Source organism: Photobacterium pectinilyticum (assembly GCF_024357955.1).
GTDB lineage: Bacteria > Pseudomonadota > Gammaproteobacteria > Enterobacterales > Vibrionaceae > Photobacterium > Photobacterium pectinilyticum.
The window spans coordinates 1-17,397 of the sequence record NZ_JANEYT010000030.1 but is presented as its reverse complement, the minus strand read 5'-3'; the positions used below and the strand labels follow the sequence as shown (position 1 = coordinate 17,397).

12 protein-coding genes and 1 pseudogene are annotated in these 17,397 nt (G+C 45.2%); 6 read left to right on the top strand and 7 right to left on the bottom strand.

Annotation, left to right across the window (positions count from 1 at the left end):
- Positions 1–11: 11 nt before the first annotated feature.
- Both malQ and NHN17_RS13790 read right to left on the bottom strand, forming a co-directional pair.
- Positions 12–2,189: a 4-alpha-glucanotransferase gene (gene malQ, locus NHN17_RS13795; RefSeq protein WP_255043147.1), complete on the bottom strand. Its 2,178-nt coding sequence runs from the start codon at positions 2,187–2,189 to the stop codon at positions 12–14.
- An 84-nt stretch (positions 2,190–2,273) separates the two neighbouring features.
- On the bottom strand, positions 2,274–4,733 hold the full coding sequence (locus tag NHN17_RS13790) for a glycogen/starch/alpha-glucan phosphorylase (RefSeq protein ID WP_255043146.1): 2,460 nt from the start codon (positions 4,731–4,733) through the stop codon (positions 2,274–2,276).
- Between the two features lie 480 nt (positions 4,734–5,213).
- On the opposite strand from NHN17_RS13790, the gene malT reads away from it, so the two are divergent.
- From malT to NHN17_RS13760, 6 genes are all read left to right on the top strand, one after another.
- On the top strand, positions 5,214–7,922 hold the full coding sequence (malT, locus tag NHN17_RS13785; protein WP_255043145.1) for an HTH-type transcriptional regulator MalT: 2,709 nt from the start codon (positions 5,214–5,216) through the stop codon (positions 7,920–7,922).
- A 29-nt stretch (positions 7,923–7,951) separates the two neighbouring features.
- Positions 7,952–8,629 carry a DUF4336 domain-containing protein gene (locus NHN17_RS13780; RefSeq protein ID WP_255043144.1) on the top strand — a complete coding sequence of 226 codons (678 nt, stop codon included), beginning with the start codon at positions 7,952–7,954 and terminating at the stop codon, positions 8,627–8,629.
- A gap of 225 nt (positions 8,630–8,854) precedes the next feature.
- A complete protein-coding gene (locus NHN17_RS13775; RefSeq protein ID WP_255043142.1) occupies positions 8,855–9,136 on the top strand; it encodes a D-fructose-6-phosphate amidotransferase in 282 nt (93 codons plus the stop codon).
- A 288-nt stretch (positions 9,137–9,424) separates the two neighbouring features.
- Positions 9,425–10,483, top strand: a complete 1,059-nt coding sequence (locus tag NHN17_RS13770; RefSeq protein ID WP_255043141.1) for a DUF2817 domain-containing protein — start codon at positions 9,425–9,427, stop codon at positions 10,481–10,483.
- A 21-nt stretch (positions 10,484–10,504) separates the two neighbouring features.
- Positions 10,505–11,302 carry an alpha/beta fold hydrolase gene (locus NHN17_RS13765; protein ID WP_255043140.1) on the top strand — a complete coding sequence of 266 codons (798 nt, stop codon included), beginning with the start codon at positions 10,505–10,507 and terminating at the stop codon, positions 11,300–11,302.
- A 101-nt stretch (positions 11,303–11,403) separates the two neighbouring features.
- Positions 11,404–12,135 (top strand): glycosyltransferase, encoded by a 732-nt coding sequence (locus NHN17_RS13760; protein ID WP_255043139.1) that lies wholly within the window; start codon positions 11,404–11,406, stop codon positions 12,133–12,135.
- Positions 12,136–12,228: 93 nt separating this feature from the next.
- On the opposite strand, the gene NHN17_RS13755 is transcribed toward NHN17_RS13760, so the two are convergent.
- The 5 genes and pseudogenes from NHN17_RS13755 to NHN17_RS13735 all read right to left on the bottom strand — a co-directional run.
- Entirely contained in the window at positions 12,229–12,840 is a 612-nt protein-coding gene (locus NHN17_RS13755) for a CAP domain-containing protein (RefSeq protein WP_255043138.1), read from the bottom strand.
- A 496-nt stretch (positions 12,841–13,336) separates the two neighbouring features.
- Entirely contained in the window at positions 13,337–14,422 is a 1,086-nt protein-coding gene (gene modC, locus NHN17_RS13750) for a molybdenum ABC transporter ATP-binding protein ModC (protein WP_255043137.1), read from the bottom strand.
- Complete coding sequence (gene modB / locus NHN17_RS13745) at positions 14,419–15,108, bottom strand: molybdate ABC transporter permease subunit (RefSeq protein ID WP_255043136.1); 690 nt, start codon at positions 15,106–15,108, stop codon at positions 14,419–14,421. Before modB ends, modC begins: the two co-directional genes overlap by 4 nt.
- Positions 15,108–15,890, bottom strand: a complete 783-nt coding sequence (gene modA / locus NHN17_RS13740) for a molybdate ABC transporter substrate-binding protein (protein ID WP_255043135.1) — start codon at positions 15,888–15,890, stop codon at positions 15,108–15,110. Before modA ends, modB begins: the two co-directional genes overlap by 1 nt.
- Positions 15,891–16,543: 653 nt before the next feature.
- Positions 16,544–16,723, bottom strand: a pseudogene (locus NHN17_RS13735) (IS110 family transposase); the annotation flags it as partial.
- Positions 16,724–17,397 lie beyond the last annotated feature (674 nt).

The following is a 17,397-nucleotide window of genomic DNA, read 5'->3' as shown; positions in this document are numbered from 1 at the left end:
GATATTACTTATTATTTCGATGCTTCTGCTCGTGTTTCGGTTAAACGACGAGTCAGGTCAACAATATTCTGGCGAGTGAAGATGTCGTCCAACGTTGTCGAAAGCTTTCGACGCCAGTTCGGATACTCATCAACGGTGCCCGGAATATTGACCGGCTTGTCCATTTCTAGCCAATCTTCCAGCTGTAGGCTCAACAGTGCACTAGAGCCGGCAGCTAGGTGGAGTTGCATGGCTTCGCTTAATTGCTGATCCATAGGCACATATGCAGCGTTATGCCCAACCCCTTCAGGAAGATAACCATGCCAAGCCAAACTATCAAGGATTTTTTGTTTGCTTTCAGCACGACTATCAAATAAACCAGCTAATTGTTCTTGGTTCGGGTATAAACCAAGCTCTTCACCCATCTTCAGGTCATCACAGTGCCAGAAGCCACGAAGTGTTGGCATATCATGCGTACAGAGCGCTGACATCGATTGGTCGGCATAGTGCTTCGGTGAGTAAAAACCACCGTCTTCTGCGGTTTCGAAAAAGAAAACTTTATATGAATGGATACCAGCCGTCGCCAATTTATCCACGATCTCGTCTGGCACAGTACCAAGGTCTTCACCAATCACCGTACACTGGTAGCGATGGCTTTCTAATGCCAGAATAGACATCATGTCTTCAACCGGGTAGTACATATATGCACCATCTTGTGCAGACTCACCCTTAGGTATCCACCAAAGGCGCAGCAAACCAAGTACGTGGTCAATACGAAGTGCACCACAACTACGCATGTTGGCACGCAATAGTTGAATGAACGGTTCATAAGCACGTTCTTTTAGTACTTCTGGGTTCAGCGGTGGTAAACCCCAGTTCTGGCCTAGAGGACCAAGAATATCTGGCGGTGCGCCCACGCTAACATCCTGACAAAGTGCACCGTGATCTGCCCAAGTTTCAGAACCAGAGTCACACACCCCTACCGCTAAATCACGGTACAGGCCAATGACCATACCTTTTTCTTCCGCGAGTTCATTGACTTCAGCCAATTGGGCATCAGCCAACCACTGTAGGTACATAAACAGCTGTACTTGCTCATAGTTTTTCTTGATAAACGTTTGAACAGCGGCGTTATCAAAGTGACGGTATTGTTCAGGGAAGACCGGCCAACCCCAAGCACTATCATATTCTTTTTTCAATTCAGCGTGCAACGCATCGAAAGCGGCTTGGTGAAGTAGGCTTTCCCCCCCATCTTCAACGAACTGAAGGAACTGCTGGGCACGTGCGGTGCTCTTTTCAAGATGGCGTTCACTGAATGTCTTAAACAGCAATGGTAAAACAGCCATTTTCAAGCATGACACTTCGCTGTAGTTTACCCAGTTGGTATTGCGCGCTTCATTGAGACGCTGTTGGAACTCAGGGCTGCCAACAAGCTGCTGTGCTTCATCGCACTGTGCAAACTCGGTGACAGAGCTGACATCAATATACATCAGGTTCAGCCAACGGCGGGAAGATGGGCTGTATGGACTCGCACCTTCAGGGTTAGCTGGAAATAAGGAGTGAATGGGGTTCAAGCCCACAAAGTCACCGCCGCGGGCAGCCACGTCAGCAACCAATTGTTTCAGGTCACCAAAGTCACCAATCCCCCAGTTGTGATTAGTACGAATTGAGTACAGTTGAACGCTGGTACCCCAAAGTTTCTTATTACTATTCAGGTCATCCTGCTTGTAACAAGACTCCGGAGCAACGATCAAAGTCATTTCAAATGGAGATTTACGACGCTTACGGAATACCTCTAGCTTGTGGTACCCCCATACCAAATCGTCAGGCAGAGCAAACACCAAGGTGCCACCTTCTGCACGCTCGTCTGACACAAGCTGAGACTGCAACCAACCTTCCAGTACTTCACCCTGTTCAGTTTCCAGGCGCCAGCTAAAATCGCTGATACGTGCGCTTTGACCCAAGTGCATTTCAATATGCATTGGTTCACCGCGGCGTACCACCTTAACCGGTGCTAACACATCTGGGCGTAGTTTCTTGTTTGCTGATTCGAGCAAAGCCTCATCGCTTTTGGTGTCGTAACCTAGCGCTGCCAACAGGCGACGGATTGTATCGCTGTCAACTTGCGCTTCATCCCCCCAAGCACTGACATAGTTATCGGCAATGCCTACCATGTCAGCAACTTGCTTTAATACTTGATCGTTTTTCATCGTTCTCTCCGTTAGCGGCCTCTCGGCCGCTACGATGTTAAAGTTTTGCTGATATCAATTCATACTTGTTACAGCCTAAAGCAGTTACAGTGAAACTGGCTCTAGTTTCCAGATGTTGTTAGCGTAGTCTCGAATACTACGATCTGAACTGAACTTGCTCATTAGTGCCGTGTTCAGAATGGCCTTGCGGGCCCATGTCTTCTGGTCACGGTATTCCGCATCGATTTTCTCTTGCGTCTTCACGTAATCGGCAAAGTCAGCCAGTACCAGGTATGGGTCACCACCTTCCAGCAAATTGTGGCGAATTGCCGCTAGCTGGCCTGGGTTACCTGGTGTGAATTCATCAGTTTCTAACAAATCCATTGCTGCGCGTAGAAGGCTATCAGCATGGTAGTAACGATAAGGGTCGTAACCCTCTTGTTTTAGTTTTTGTACTTCATCAACCAATAAGCCGAAGATGAAGATATTTTCGTCGCCCACTTCTTCGCGCATTTCTACGTTAGCACCGTCCATCGTACCGATAGTCAATGCACCGTTCATCGCGAACTTCATGTTACCCGTACCTGATGCTTCTTTACCTGCCGTTGAGATTTGCTCAGAAACATCAGCCGCTGGGAACAAGATTTCAGCCAAACTTACGCGGTAATCAGGAATGAATACCACTTTCAGCTTGCCGCCAAGGCGTGGGTCGTTGTTCACTTTCTCAGCCACTTTATTGATGGCAAAGATAATGTCTTTAGCCAGTGCGTAACCTGGTGCTGCTTTCGCGCCGAAGAAGAATACACGTGGGTGCATGTCGAACGTTGGATCGTTCAGCAAGCGGTGGTACAAGGCCAGAATATTGAGCAAGTTCAAATGCTGACGCTTGTATTCGTGCAGACGCTTAATTTGGATATCAAAGATGGCATCAGTATCTAGCTCGATACCCATGTTTTCTTCAACCCAGTTAGCCAAACGCTGCTTGTTTTCTTTCTTCACTGCCATGTAGCGCTTCTGGAAGGCTGCATCGTCAGCGAATTTTTCTAAACCAGCTATTTTTTCTAGGTTTGCCGGCCAGTCATTACCCACTTTCTCGCTGATCAGCGCAGAAAGACCAGGGTTACAGTATTTGATCCAACGACGCGGTGTCACACCGTTAGTCACGTTGGTCAAACGACCTGGGAACAGTTCGTTGAACTCAGGGAACAGGTCACGCTTAACCAGCTCAGAGTGCAGTGCCGCAACACCGTTCACTGCGTAAGTGCTGACAACACACAGGTTAGCCATGCGAACCATACGCTGTGGGCCTTCCTGAATGATTGAAAGCTTGCGCTTCACTTCGTTGTTGCCCGGCCAAGTTTGCTCAACCTGCTTCATGAAGCGGTGGTTGATTTCAAAAATGATTTCCATGTGACGAGGCAGCATTTGCTGGATCAGTGCTTCACTCCATGTTTCCAGTGCTTCTGGAAGTAATGTGTGGTTAGTGTAAGCAAATGTCTTTGAAGAAATTTCCCACGCACTCTCCCAGCCTAGCTTGTACTCATCCATAAGGATGCGCATTAGTTCTGGAATGGCGATAGTTGGGTGAGTGTCATTGAGCTGAATGGTTTCAAGCTCAGAAAGCGACTCAATAGAGTTACCTGCTGCTTCGTGGCGACGAAGGATATCTGCAACCGAACATGCACAATGGAAGTACTGCTGCATCAGGCGAAGTGCTTTACCCTGATCGTGGTTATCGTTCGGGTATAGCACTTTAGTCACGTTACCCGCTTCTAGCGCAGAGTACTGTGCACCAACGTAGTCACCATCATTAAAACGCGCTAGGCTAAATGGTGCGTTAGAGCGACATTCCCAAAGACGTAATGGGTAAACACTCTTGTTGTCGTAACCAACGATTGGTAGATCCCAAGCCACGCCTTCAACAGACATAGCCGGAACCCAACGACGGCACTCGACACCATTTTCATCAGTGTAGCCTTCAACGTGACCGTATAAGCTAACTTCTTGGCTTAGCTCAGGACGAAGAACTTCCCACGGGTAACCTTCGATACCACGCCATGCATCAGGAGCCTCTACCTGACGGCCATCAACGAATGACTGGCGGAATAGACCGTATTCGTAGTGTAGGCCGTAACCGACTGCTGGGTATTCCTGGGCTGCTAGTGAATCCATGAAACATGCAGCTAGACGACCAAGGCCACCGTTACCCAATGCAGGGTCACGCTCTTCTTCCAATAGGTCGGTTAGGTTCTGGCCCATCTCTTCCATTGCTTCAGCAACGTTTTCGTATAAGCCCATGCTGATTAGGTTGTTGCCTGTTAGGCGGCCGATCAGAAATTCCAGTGAAAGATAGTTCACACTGCGAGCTTTCTGCTCAGCAAGATTCTTTTCAGTGGCCAATAGGTTGCCAGTGCTGATTTCAGCCAGTGCTTTACCCATTGCCAAATACCAACTGCGAGCCGTCGCAGTTTCATCTGTTGATGCGTAAGTTGTTGTTAGGTGTTTTTCTACTGCCGCTTGGAAAGCTGCTTTATTAAATTGTTGTGTCTGACCATTCTTAGGCATGGTTCAATCTCGCTCTAGGATTATTTCCAACTGCTGACAATATTGCCTGTATTTATCAGCGCCAACATCCTCCCGAGTTGGGGAGGAGTAGGGATGAGTGGGAGGGGCGTAGTTATGAATCTCCCCCACTTTCTGTGACAAGATGCAACATTCTGGGGTGTAGAAAGACTAAAACGCCCTTCCATATGCATTTTAAGTCACAGATACAGACTACATTCCCATGTGCAATTGAATAGATATAAGTTGGTGGGAAATTAAAGATATGTGAACTGTGTCATAAATATAGGGATGAGTTGACAACTTTTGCTGAATTCAACTTAATGCGCTGTCAAAGTTATCAGCTAGATCAAGTGCCATACTGAAATTATTTGCAACTATTACCTAGATTACATGGCATAACAGCTCAGATAACATGATTAATTCAGAGCAACGCTCCTGAGCGACAATGGAACTGAAACCTTACAATAAGATAGCAAGACTATGTGGATACCATCTAAATTAACTCGTCCGGCACGCCTTCATAATGCGATACTGCGTCCCCGTTTGCTGGAAACGCTAGAGCAGGCCCCTTTTTACCGTCTTGTGCTGTTTCGATCACCAGCGGGCTATGGTAAAACCACCATGGCAGCCCAATGGTTGAACGAGCACCCACATACCGGTTGGTTTAATATCGACGAAAATGACAACGATACCTTCCGTTTTGTGAACTATTTACTACAAAACATCAACAAAGCGACTAACAACGCTTGCTTGAAGACTCAAGCGATGGCTGAACGCCGCCAGTTTGCATGTTTATCGACTCTATTCAGCGAGCTGTTTGGCGAACTGGCTGAGTACCATGAACAAACTTACATCGTGCTTGATGATTATCACCTCATCAATAATGACGATATTCATGACGGCTTACGATTCTTTCTCAAGCATATGCCAGACAACCTTACCTTAGTGGTTACGAGCCGCACTCTGCCGCCGCTAGGCACGGCAAACCTGCGCATTCGCGATCTGCTGATTGAGGTAGATAACGATCTGCTTGCCTTCGATGAAGAAGAAACAACCCGCTTTTTCGACAAACGTATCGGCGAAAACATCGAAGCCAATGTTTTAAAGTCACTCCACCAGCAAGTGGAAGGCTGGCCTTCCGCACTCCAACTAATCGCACTACACGCCCAGCAAAAACCTCACAACCTGGTTGAATCTGCCGAATCAATGGCGAGCTTTAACCGTGGCCACCTGTGGGATTACCTTGCGGAAGAAGTGTTTGATCTGTTAGACGATGAAACCCAGCAATTTTTGTTGCAATGTTCCGTACTTGATATGTTCAATGCGCAACTTGTGACCGATCTGACTGGGCGTAGTGACGCCTTGGCTGTTCTTGAGTCACTCAACCGGTTTGGCTTATTCCTCAACACACTTGAGGGTGATAACAACTGGTACCGCTTCCATAACCTATTTGCTGAGTTTCTCCGCCATCAGCGCTATTCCCAAATCCCTCAGCAAAGGGCTGAATTGCATGCGCTGGCGGCCAAGGCTTGGTTGAAGCAAAATTCACCACAGCAAGCACTGCTTCATGCACAAAAATGTGAAGATTCAGCGCTTGTTATCCATATTCTGTGTGATTTTGGCTGGGAGATGTTCCACCATGGTGAAATGAAGCTCCTTCAAGATGCCTTAGGAAATATCGACACCGAAGAACTCTACGCCCAGCCTCGCCTAAATCTACTTCATATGTGGCTGCTGCAAAGCCAGCACCTATACAATGATGTGGGCGATATGATCCAGGAAACGGAAAAAGAATTCGCTAAACGTGATATTGAGCTTGATGACGCCCTGCAAGGTGAATTTAATGCACTACGCGCTCAAGTTGCGATCAACCAAAGTAAGCCCGATGATGCCCTGATCCTTTCAGAGCAAGCACTAGGCCAATTGCCTTCGACAACCTATCGTAGCAGAATCGTTGCAACCTCGGTTGTCGGTGAAGTACACCATTGTTTGGGTAATCTAAGCCGCGCGTTGCCAATGATGCAGCAAACCGAAAAGATGGCTCGCCAATACCATGTCTATCATCAGGCGCTATGGGCTCTACTCCAACAGGCTGAAATCCTACTGGCTCAAGGTTATGTTCAGAATGCCTATGAATTGCTAGAGCAGGCCTTCAAACTGGTCAAAGAGCAACACCTACAACAAGTACCGTTGCACGAGTTCCTATTGCGCCTGCGCGCCCAAATTCTATGGTGTTGGAATCGCCTTGATGAAGCAGAAGAAGCTGCACTGAGGAGCCTTGAAGTACTTGCCCCTTATGACGAGACCAAGTCGTTACACGCCTATTCCATGCTCGCTCGAATCGCCATAACTCGTGGTGAGCAAGATAAAGCAAGTCGCTATCTTGATCTTTGCAACAGCCTAATGAGCCGCTCTGTCTATCACATCGACTGGCGTGCGAATACTGACTTAGCCAATTTGCTGTTTTGGCAAAATACGGGGGACATAGACAGCATACAACAATGGCTCGTTCATGCAGAGCAACCGGAAGCAGCATGTAACCACTTTCAACAGCTGCAATGGCGTAATATTGGTCGTGCTTGTGTCAATACCGGCGAATTTGAGCGTGCTGAAATCATCTTCAGCATGTTAGATGACAGCTGCAATAAACATAATCTGATCACAGACAAAAACCGTAACCTTGTGGTACAAGCAGTACTGAGTAAACGTCAAGAAAATAGAGAACTCGCCCTAACTCAAATTAAGCAAGCTCTTGAGTTAACGAACAGTACTGGCATGGTAGGCATTTTTCTTTGTGACGGAAGCGAGATCTGCGATCTGATCCAAGAATTGGTTGATACTAAAGCACTTAATGAGCTAGAACTACACCGTGCCCGTCAACTGCTTCGTGAGATGACGAGCAAAGAGCGTAACCGCTCTGTGCACTTTGACGAAAACTTCGTTGAAAAGCTGCTCAACTTACCTAATGTTCCAGAACTAATACGAACCAGTCCGCTTACTCAACGTGAATGGCAAGTACTGGGATTGATCTATACGGGCTACAGTAATGAGCAAATTGCTTCTGAGCTTGATGTCGCCTCTACGACAATCAAAACACACATACGGAACCTGTACCAAAAACTCAATATTGCTAACCGTCAACAAGCTATTGAAACAGCAGAAAATTTACTCAAATTAATGGGCTTCTAGCCACACCATTTGCTGGTTAAGGATAACCAATGAAAGAATGGAGTAAGGATCGACTCTGGTATCAAGATATGCCATTCAAATTGAATGGCATATCAGTTGGTGCAAGGATGACGGTATTACGGCTTGAAAATGATAAGCTACTTATTCACTCCCCCATCCAACTAACGACATCGCTACAGCTTGAGTTAAGCCAACTGGGCGCAATTCAGGCCATCGTGACCCCAAATATGAACCATCATTTATTCCTGTCTGAATGGTGGCTCGCCTATCCCGAAGCTTATTTCTTTGCTCCCCCGGGCCTGCAAAATAAACGAACCGACCTTGTCTTTGATGATGCCCTCAGTGCCAAAAGCCCTAAAATATGGCAGCACCAACTGTATCAAACTCTGTTAAGAGGAAGTGATCGGATGGAAGAAGTGATCTTCTGCGATCCCCTCTCAAACACATTAATCGTTGGTGATACTCTGGCTTGGTTTCGCCCAACCTCGAATCTGTTTACTATGGCTTTGGCACTGGCCAATGGCTGTTATCAGCACCCCGGCATGCCGCTTTACTGGCGTTGGACTTTTCAGAATAAAACCCGGTTAAGGCAGTCACTGCAGGAAATCCTAACCTGGCCATTTGACCGAATTATTCTCTCTCATGGCCACAACATCGAAACTAATGGCAAAGCGAGCTTTCATCGTGCTTTTAAGTGGGCATTGTAGATAAAAGAAATGCCGTCTTTTACCCATGATAATAAGGGGTACAATCAAAACGAATACTGCTCAATAAAATATTGAACACTGTTTTTATTATAGCAATAACTGAATTTGCCATAAATCAATCTATTCTCAACTTTCATTCAGCCTTGCCTTATACGTGATCAACATCACAACCAAGAGCAATAAGAAGCGTATATTTTTACCCATCATTTGTATGAGGAAATGGATATGGATGCGTATAAATTATACTTAAGGGACCTATTAGGCATCGGCTTAGTTATCTCCGCTGTTCTGGTTGTGCTTGGCTTCATCTTTTGCCTGCTGGCTGCGTTGAACTTTTTCACTCATGAAGAGGTACTCGCCAATACGTATTTACATGAAGCATTACCGTTGTTTGTTTTTTTACTGCCATCGATTGCTATCGCTCGGTTTATTAACCGCCCTAGATGGATTCATGATGTTGAAGAATATCAATTAGAATCAGCAAAGAAATTCAGCCAATCGCATTGATGCTTTCTCTCCACACCTCCAAGTTGGTGATAATACCAATCTGGATAAGTCGTTGATCAAGTATTTGCACTGGAAAAATCGTTGTCATCAAAGCAGATATTGCAGTAACTAGTGGCTCTAATTACAAAATATCTAACGCAGAGAACAGCGGTTTTAACCAGCAAGACTGATCAAATATTTATGTAGGTTGGTATAATGATCAATATGCTCTAGTTCGTTTCCTATAATGACATCTAGGTGTAAAACAGTGGGCGTAAAGTAATACCAAAGGCCAAGGAGTGCATAGCATTGAGCAAAGAAGGTATATACTGGCGATTACCCGAGCTCAGGCGGCTCGAAAACATCATTGATCATTCTATTCCAGCGTTAAAGCACATTGGTAACTCAACGGAAGTGACGAACTATGCGGAACTTGATAATTTTCCGCTGCCCATCTATAAAATCAGCCTTGGTGCTATTGAAAGCTACTCACCGTGTCTATTTTTCGTTGGCGGCGTACACGGCCTCGAGCGTATCGGTAGCCAAGTCGTTATATCTCTACTAGAAAGCCTATGCCATCGCCTTCATTGGGACGAAGCTTTACAACAGAAATTACGCCGAATTAAACTCATTTTTATTCCTCTGTTAAACCCTGTCGGTATGGCAAAGCGTTATCGCTCTAACGGTAACCATGTCGATTTAATGAGGAACGCACCGGTGGACAGTAAAGAGTCTACTGCGTGGCTTGTTGGCGGTCACCGGATATCAAAATTCATCCCTTGGTATCGTGGTAAAGCGGCTGACGGTATGGAAGTAGAATCCCAAACACTGATTAATGAGGTGCTTCTCGCGACCCAAACCAGCCCGTTGACCCTCGCTCTCGATTGCCATTCAGGATTTGGAACAAGAGATCGCCTATGGTTCCCCTATGCCAAAAGCAAACTTACGCCCATTGCTCAAATTGGGGCGCTGTACCACTTAAGGACGCTATTTTTAAATGCCTTTCCCTACCAGAATTATGTGTTTGAGCCCCAAACTAAGCATTACACTTGCCATGGCGACTTATGGGATTACTTGTATGACATCACCGAGAGTCGTCAGCAGCACCTACTCCCGATCACACTTGAGATGGGATCTTGGCGATGGGTTCGAAAAAACCCACTGCAGCTCCTCGACCGTATTGGACCTTTTCACCCAGTAAAACCACACAGGATCCAGCGTGTGATGCGAACTCACTTAACGTTAAACGAGTTTCTAATGAATGCGACCTATTCATACCAGCACTGGTACTTGAGCGAGCAAAATGATGCATTTTCCCAGCAAGCAAAATCGCTCTGGTATCCACACGATCTAACCAAGACAACCTAATCCAATAGCCAAGACGTTACTATGAGCCCATTTCCCAAAAATACTAATCGACCAATTTTGTTAATCAGGGGTCTATTACGAGAAGCTCGTCATTGGGGAATATTTACTGAGAAATTAAAAGCTGCTTTTCCTCAGCGAGAGATCATCGCCTTTGATATTGCGGGAAACGGCTCCCGACATAACGAGCAATCGGCCACTCACATCTCTGACATGGTAGACGACCTTCATACCCAATTGACTAACTACCAAGCTCAATCAGCACAAACAACTCGAGCTCAAATGGAAAAGGGAGACATTGATATCATTGCGATATCAATGGGAGGAATGATTGCGCTGGAATGGATGCAAAAGTTCCCGCAAAGTATCCATTCCGCCATACTAATAAACGCCAGTCTCAGTAACTACTCCCCTTTCACCAATAGGCTTAAATGGCAACAGTACAGCAATATACTGCGGTATTTTTTTCTGTCGGAAGCGAAACGCGAAGCACTGATCTTTAATATGACCACCCACCTATCATCCACCGAGATCATAGACAGTTGGGTAGACTGGCGTCACACCAACCCAGTCTCAGCGTCCAATGCGCTACGCCAACTCTATGCAGCCAGCCGCTATCAGTATCACGGCAATCCCGCCTCGCAAACCCTGCTTATTGGCAGCCAGAATGATGCCCTCGTCGATATCTCATGCAGTAAGGTGTTAACTAAAACCTGGCACATACCATTGTTGATCCACCCAACTGCCGGTCATGATCTACCAACCGATGACCCGGATTGGTTAATCGATAAAGTACGACTGTTTTATCAACGCCACTCCTAGCGATAACCTGAATATGAATACGCTATGAATATCGCCCTCAGAATTAATTCAACCAAAAGCTTGCAAACTATCTTCAGTTAATACGAATACCGGAGATAGTTATGACCCCTTTAAGTATTGTGATCATCACACTGAATGAAGAAAAACGCATTGGCCGCCTACTGGAAGACTTAAGCAAACAAAGCCACCAGCAGTACGAGGTTATCGTGGTCGATTCCAACAGCGACGATAACACTTGTGAAGTCGCCAGGGGGTTCGAACAGGCTTTACCCAGCTTGGCTGTTCATAAAATGAATCAACGAGGGACCAGCCTTGGCCGTAATACCGGTGCTCAACTCGCCAAATATGAAAGGCTATTATTCCTTGATGCCGATGTTCGGCTAAGCCCGACTTTCTTAACCAATGCACTGTATGAATTGGAAAGCCGAAAACTCGAAGTGGCCGGATCCTACATGGAAGCCAAAGATTTGTCGTTCAGTTACAAGGTGGGCTATGCGCTATTCAATGCAGGGCTGTTTAGCACTTCGTTTTTCTTCCCTACCGCTGTTGGTGCCTGCACGTTTTCGACCAAACGCGTTCACAACGAGATTGGCGGCTTTGACCCAAGCATCGCGCTTTGCGAAGACTGTGATTATGCCAACCGCGCGGCTAAAACATGGCGTTACCGAATGATCCCTGTTCGTTTCTGGTTTGACCCTCGTCGCCTTGAGCAAGACGGCTTCATTAAAATGGGGCTGACTTATATGAAAGCCAATGTTCGACGTTTTTTTATGGGCGAGATGCGTAACAAAAGAATGGATTGCAACTGTGACCATTACACGGATGCGAATTAAATCATGGATTAGTAGGACATATTTCTATCATCCGTTCAATATAGAAAGCCGCCATAATTGGCGGCTAAGTATATTGCTTATTCAACCATGACGTTAGCGCGGCTTAGCAAACACTTGAGTCCAGTAAATACCGTATGATGCGTCAGAGTTTTCAACAAAAGAGGCTCCCATTTCGGTTACACTGCCATTCATAATGTTTTTACAGTGACCCGAACTGTTCATCCAAGAAGTCATTACTGCATCAATATCTTTTTGTCCTGCAGCAACGTTTTCAGCCCATGTTGACCATGAATAACCGGTTGCATTGATACGATCTTCAGGTGAGCTATTGTCAGAACCCGTATGGCTCATAAAGTTATTGTTGGCCATATCACTGGAATGACGGTATGCCGCATCTTGCAAGTCAAGATCCCACTCCAACGCGTCTACCGCTGGCATAATTTCACCACCACAGTTCTGAGATTCTGAACGTACTTGGTTCACCGCATACAGCATCTGCTCTGCAAAAGTATCTCCAGGGCCTGGATCAGGATCAGTATTGCCTTCATCACCACCGGTATTGTTATCATCACCAGGGTTAGTGCCTGTATCACCACTATCCTCAGGCAGCTGGACTGTATTTTCAGTGTTATCGGTGCCTGATGAGGAACCACCACAACCAGACAATAACAATGCTGACAACGCTAATATGGGTACAACTTTCATAACACACCTTATTTGACATTTGGTGTATTTTATTAGGCTCAATAATATAATAGATGTAGTACTAATTTAGCCTAATAAAACACAATAAATAAATTTGCTTCACGCTTTTTACGAAGCACACTATACTTACTCCCCGCTTAATCATTCAATATGCAACGCTGATATTCTCAAGAACCTGACAAACAATTAACAAAGAAAAACTGCTCAATGAACGTCAATATCCAACTTAAGCCAATGAAATATAAGAACCATCCGCTAATAGAATAAGTAAACAATAATGCATGCATATGCTAACTCACATGTACAATTAAAGGTTCAACTTTGACACATCAAATAAATTATATTTTTCAAAATAAGCATCAACAACAAAAATATAAAAATAATTGAAATAAAAAATTATACTTATCAATTTTTTATGATTGACTAAGATCAATTAGAAACAAAAAAGTACCAACAATAGCTGGTACTTTCAAACGTTAATCCTAACTGAATATAGTTACATGGTTGCTAGATCTTCTTGAGTAACACTGACACCTTTGATTTGGGCAAAAACTTTATCACCAATAGACAAATCAAGTTCGTCGGCCGCCCACTTCGTGATATTGGCCCACAGTTGAGCTTCACCTACCTTTAAACGAACTTCAATCCGCTCTTGCTCATCTACCGAGTGAATTTTATCAACCTTAGCTGCCAGTATATTTCGGATACTCGTTTGCTCTGATTTCACCTTGGTCAGTGAAACATCGTTAGAGTGAACACGTACCCGAACCCACTCACCTCGCATACTCTGCAAGCGATTTACCCACAAATATGCATCGTGGGTGAGCATTATCTGTGTTAACGCATAGTGAGGGTGGTGATGATTGACACGAGCGCTAAGTAACGAGCTTTGTTCCTTAGCCGGTAGCCAAGGCCGCATCTCAGGCGATCCCCAAACACTGTTAATATGGCCCGAAGCCACCACCTTTCCTTGATGGATCATCGCCATATGATCCGCTAGGCGTAAAATTTCATCCAGACTGTGGGTAACGTAAACAATCGGGATTTTGACCTCTTTGGCAAGGCGTTCCAAGTACGGCATCAACTCTTGCTTGCGCGGTAGATCGAGTGACGCCAATGGCTCATCCATTAACAACATCGACGGGTTGGACAGTAATGCGCGACCTATTGCCACCCGCTGCTTTTCTCCGCCAGATAACGAAGCCGGATAACGGTTCAGCAGTCGCTCTACCCCCAACAGTTGAGTGACAGAATGAAATTGTTCCAAATTTTCACCCTTGCAGCCATACCGTAGATTACCCGCTACCGTATAGTGAGAAAACAACCTTGCATCCTGAAACACATAACCAATACGGCGTTTTTCTGGAGGTAGGTTTATGCCTAATTGCTGGTTATACAACACATGTTGACCCAGTGAAATAGCGCCAGAATCTGGCATCGTCAAACCACTAAGAACATTGATGAGCGATGTCTTACCCGCACCTGAGCGACCAAAAATAGCCGTAATTCCCTGCAGAGGTAATTCAAGCTGAACATCCAAATCAAGATCACCAAGTTTCTGCTGTACATCGATAGAAATCATCTGGCCTCCAATCGCTGCCGAGCGGCCCGAGAAAACCACTCAGAAGCAAGTATCGATACCAAAGCAATCACGATAGCAATTACGCATAACCGAGCAGCTTGATCTTCGGCACCTGGGGTTTCAATGAATGAATACATTGCCAAGGGTATAGTTTGAGTTTCTCCCGGGATGTTCGACACAAACGTAATGGTTGCACCAAACTCTCCCAGTGCACGGGCAAAGGCCAAAATAGCCCCAGTCAAAACCCCCGGTAATGTCAGTGGCAAGGTAATGGTAAAAAACACCTTTATCGGGCTGGCCCCGAGCGTTCGGGCTGCCTGTTCAAGTTTGTAATCAACACTTTCAAGCGCCAAACGGATTGAACGCACCATTAGCGGAAAGGAAACCACTGCAACAGCTAACACAGCACCGCGCCAGCTGAAACTGAATGTCAGGCCGAACCATTCATATAGCGCTTTACCAATAATGCCCTGACGCCCCATCACCACCAGTAACAAGTAACCGATAACAACGGGTGGGAGTACCAAAGGCAAATGCACCAGGCCATCAAGTAATGACTTCCCTACAAATTGACAGCGCGCCAGTAACCACGCACACAGAATACCGAAGGGTAAACTAACAACCACCGCAACACTGGCAATTTTTAAGCTAAGCAGTAACGCTTGAACCTCATATTCGGTTAACACTAATTGATACCCCTGATACGAATGTCGCCGAAGCCATACGCATTGAATATGGCAGCCGCCTGTTCCGAATTAAGGAAATCATAAAAACCTTTTGCACTTTGACTCTGACGCCCTTTCACCATGGCAACAGGGTATGTGATCGCGGTATGGCTCGCGGGTGGAAGCTCAGCAACAATCTTCACTTTTTTGGAAATCAGTGCATCCGTTTTATATACCACGCCGAGCAATGCTTCTTGTCTTTCTACCAGCAACAGTGCGCCACGTACATTGTTCGCTCTTGCCAATAGACGTTCTGCCTGTTGCCATAAACCGATATGCTCTAACGCTTCTTTCGTGTATATCCCTGCCGGCACATGGTTTGGATCACCAACGGCAAGGCGAGTTCCATCCAATGCTTTTGCCATATCCCATGAAGCATTCAACGCAATATTTTGTTGTGGGTAATCATTTGGTGCAACCATCACCAAGCTGTTATGCAGCAAAGGCTTCCTTGTGGAGGGGTCAATGACACCTTGTTCCGAGAGATAGTCCATCCACTTTTCATTGGCAGAAAGGTAAATATCAGCCGGAGCCCCTTGGGCTATTTGACGCGCAAGCGCTGAAGAGGATGCATAAGAAACCGTCGGTTTATCGCCCGTTTTTCGCTCGTAGGCTATCACAACCTCGTTCATCGCGTTGGTCAACGAAGACGCAGCAAATACGGTTACCTTCTCAACTGCAACACTTGAGAAAGACAACACTGACATAGCAACAGCGACTACTCGCCTCTTCCAGCACTTCATCTCAATACCCTCAAAGCAAAAATACCGTTATATACTAAAGTATATAACGGTAAAGCTAAATACCTCTATTGTGATAGATGTTGTTGGGAAAGAAGGTAATAAACCGGAAATGCCCAAAGAAAGCCGGAAGGACTTCCAGATGGCCACGCCACTTGCAAATGAAATAGTTTGATTATAATCAGCAACTTATAAACGAAAAAAAATAGCAACTCATCAATATTCCAAAAAGCCTTTTCCAAAATCCGTCAATTTATACCGTGTAGATAACATTTGTTAAAAATGAGAGATATGGCATTGTTACGCGGTCACTAAGGGATGTGGCTTACATAACGAAAGAACAGGCTCAGGGTCTGATAGTTGTCGCTAACTCAGTTTTGGACAAAGGCGTGTTTGCTGTGATCGGCTAAAAACACACCTCTGGACAAATGTATGGTACGTCCCGTTTTACAAGTGATAAACCCGATAAGGGAGTTGGTTTGCGCTAATCTATTAAGAGTCTTTATGAGATCGTCATTAGCCCCAGCTCGACGATGAGATCCGTGCCAGATTGTCCTCAAAAATGTGAAAGCATGCTATTACGGTTCTGTCCATCAGGTCTTCAATCTCGTGGTCTAACCGTTTTGTCATCAATGGCTATCATTGCAAACTCTGTATTAGCTTCTAATTTTAAATGTTTTTTTCTCAATCATCACTAACCAAGCTATACGTGCTACCTTATTAGCCAAAGCAACAACAGCAACATTAAATGGTTTTCTTCGTTTTAATTCGGTGAGCTAACTGCCGAAGTATTTCTCTGCTGATTCATCACGCCACATTACTGCCCTTGCGGCATTTTCCCCTGAGTTCTTTGTTCACTTCGTTAGCTACTAATATAACCGTCATTTAGTAAATTACAGAAGTAGTTTGTTAATTTTAATAATTGAATATATTCGCACTTATATAGATGATGATACCTGCTTGTTTGGATGACCTATCCAAACAAGCAATATGAATAGCCGTCATAGCTAATACCAGCCATAGCTATGGCGGCTTTTAATCTTACTTCTCTGCTTAGAGCTGCGCTTAAAGTCTAACAATCCCAAGTTCACGTCAGTTCGAGGTAGATTTAAGATAACCGCCATTTAGTAAATTACAGAAGTGATTTGTTATTTTTAATAATTGAATATATTCGAAATCGTGTAGATAATGGTTCTTGTTCATTGCAATATGACGTATCTAACCAGAGAATTTTACCCTTCCCTTCATGGGCCAGCCGCCATATGGCGGCTTTTTTTTACCTCGATAAAAAATATGTTCTGAAACTGTTCGTATCAGGCTAGAGTACATGATTTAAGGTTACAGTATTTCTCATTATGAATCGCTATGTTCCCTTAAGTTGTTGCTAAACTTAAAGTAGGCAGCAACTGGAGGGAATTTTTATGCTCCAAGCCCACTTTCGTAAATTTGTCACCCAACTGGCGGAACTCACCGATAGCCAATCTACTCATATTACAATGTTGCTCAAGGG